Raw genomic sequence first — 2275 nt, 5'->3', positions numbered from 1 at the left:
TAGCGATGATTGATTTACAACAAATCAATTTACGAGGTCGTGGTATTGAAATTGGGGAATTTCAGCACACCGACGTCTCGCAATTCCGCATTAAAGGTCGTGGTAAAGGGATCACTGATGCACAAATTGGGCGGCCGGCTAGCGATTGGCTAGCACAAATATCAGAGATAGAATTAACGGCCAGTTCACCAAAATCAGCACCTGAACCAGTCAAAATGATGGTTGAAGCTGCAAATTTTGGGAACGACCATCAAAAAATATACGGTGAAACTTTAGCAATCGCCGCACAACCACGCTCAGGAATTATCACGCTACTGGGGAGTAACTTGAAATCTTGGGTTGTGCAAGCACGTTTAAAGCAGCCGTTGACACACATTGGTACCGGGCATCAATTACCAACCGCGTTGCGATTTAATGAGGTCATTTTGACAGGGGATTATCAAAACGTGTTGTTAGGTCGTGGTACTGGTATGCAAGATTTAGGGGCAACATTACAATTTGAGGCTTATGACTTAGTACGAGTGGGATCGTATCAAGCACAGGTGTCATTAAATTTGGTCGCGGGACCAACAAATTAAAAGGAGCAAAAAGATGAAGAAACAACTTGGTTTGGGAATTTTGGCTATTTGTACAGGGCTAACAACTGCGGGTGTTGGTTTTGCAGCGGAAAATATTGAGGTTGAAACGCAAGCGTTGGTTGGTTTTGCGGGGACAGAAACACCGGCGGAAATTGGCCACGTTGACCCGGAAGCGCCGCGCGAAACAGATCCGCACGCCCCAGCGAATTTAGGGGCAACACCAATGCCACTAACGTTAGATTATGCGTCACGTTGGCAATTTGATACGCAAAAAATGAGCCTGGTCGATCGAACCTATACGGCCAAACAAGATGTTTTTGCTGGCCGAGCGGTAGCAAATCACGTTCAGGTAACTGACCAACGAGGCCAATTGGATGGCTGGGACTTGCAAGTTCGCCAAAAAACCCCCTTTGTCCATGAAAAGGGGGCCGAATTGAAAGGCGCTAAACTCCAAATTGACCGCGTAACTAGTAAGAGTGCGGTAACCGACACAACTGTTTTGACAGCCAAAGAAAAAATGGCTTTGAATCAAGCGTTTATGCGTTTGGCATATGCAAAACCAGGAGATGGTTATGGCACGACCGCAATTTCATTGGGTGAGGTGTCATTGCATGTGCCAGGTCAGATGAAGAAATTATCAGGAAATTATAACAGCACGATTGTGTATAAGTTGTTAGCAGCACCAACAGGAGAATAAAGATGCACAAATTAAAATGGTTCCAGGTCGTCGTTGCACTGATTATCGGTGTTGTATTTAGTGCAAGTGAAAAAATGTCAGCGAATGAATTGTCGTTTGGTGTCCAAATCGAAACGTCTGAGTATCAACGACATGCGACGGCTGGCTATTTTGATTTGATTTTAGCGCCTCGTCAAAAGACGCAGGTTCGGGTCCAACTAACGAACCCAACTGATCGGCGAGTAAAAGTAGGGGTTCGCACAGCGACGGCGACTACGAATGCCAATGGCGTTGTGGATTATGAGACGAGTCAGGATGAACAATGGGCACGCTTGGTTCAGGTAGCAGATGCCGTTACACTACAACCAAAGAGTTCGCAATTTGTTTCAGTTGCCATTGAGATGCCGGGTACGGCTTTTCCAGGTGTGAAGGCTGGCGGCTTGACGTTTTATGAGTTAGCGAATGATCAGCAAAGGAATCCGGCGGGGATGCAAATCAAGCAAGAATACTCATACACGGTTGCTTTGCTGGTACGAAATAATGAAAAACATGTTGCGGCCCATATGCGTGCGGACGGGATGACGATGAAACGGCGTGATGGTCAAACGGATTTAGTCCTACGACTACGTAATCAATCGCCAATTTTCCACCAAGGAATGACAATCCAAACCCGCATTTATCGGGGCAAACAGTTAGTGATGAGTGAGACCCGGCGCGACTTGCAATTCGCCCCTAGTAGTCGCTACGACCATCGCACGTCGGTGGGACAGTTGCAACCAGGGCGTTATCGCGTCGAAACACAGGTGACAACAGACAAAGGGCGGTGGACGTTCACCAACCGGGTTCGGGTGAACGCGATGGCAGCAATTACGAGTCAGAAAGATGCCGTGAATCATTGGCCAATTTGGTTAAAGCTTGCTTTGATCATTATCGGTGGCCTGCTTGCATTCATTGGTTGGCTACTGTGGTTGTTAATACGACGTCAAAAGCAAACGAAGCAACAATAAGAAATGATTAAAAA

General features: G+C 46.6%; 3 protein-coding genes. All 3 read left to right on the top strand.

What is annotated here, in order from left to right:
* A partial coding sequence (locus WEIDD23_RS08910; RefSeq protein ID WP_197458864.1) for a hypothetical protein occupies positions 1-578 on the top strand: 578 nt, incomplete at its 5' end.
* A 13-nt stretch (positions 579-591) separates the two neighbouring features.
* On the top strand, positions 592-1275 hold the full coding sequence (locus tag WEIDD23_RS08905; protein ID WP_010373009.1) for a WxL domain-containing protein: 684 nt from the start codon (positions 592-594) through the stop codon (positions 1273-1275).
* Positions 1276-1277: 2 nt separating this feature from the next.
* Positions 1278-2261 carry a DUF916 domain-containing protein gene (locus WEIDD23_RS08900; protein ID WP_062358924.1) on the top strand — a complete coding sequence of 328 codons (984 nt, stop codon included), beginning with the start codon at positions 1278-1280 and terminating at the stop codon, positions 2259-2261.
* Positions 2262-2275: the final 14 nt, after the last annotated feature.

The organism is Weissella sp. DD23, assembly GCF_001579105.1.
Classification (GTDB): domain Bacteria; phylum Bacillota; class Bacilli; order Lactobacillales; family Lactobacillaceae; genus Weissella; species Weissella cibaria.
The sequence above is the reverse complement of the archived record's forward strand: the minus strand, read 5'-3'. Positions and strand labels throughout refer to the sequence as shown.

Bases quoted from the DNA above. Each gene is read 5' to 3' on its own strand.
- WEIDD23_RS08905 (WP_010373009.1), top strand. From the start codon at position 592: ATGAAGAAACAACTTGGTTTGGGAATTTTGGCTATTTGTACAGGGCTA.
- WEIDD23_RS08900 (WP_062358924.1), top strand. From the start codon at position 1,278: ATGCACAAATTAAAATGGTTCCAGGTCGTCGTTGCACTGATTATCGGT.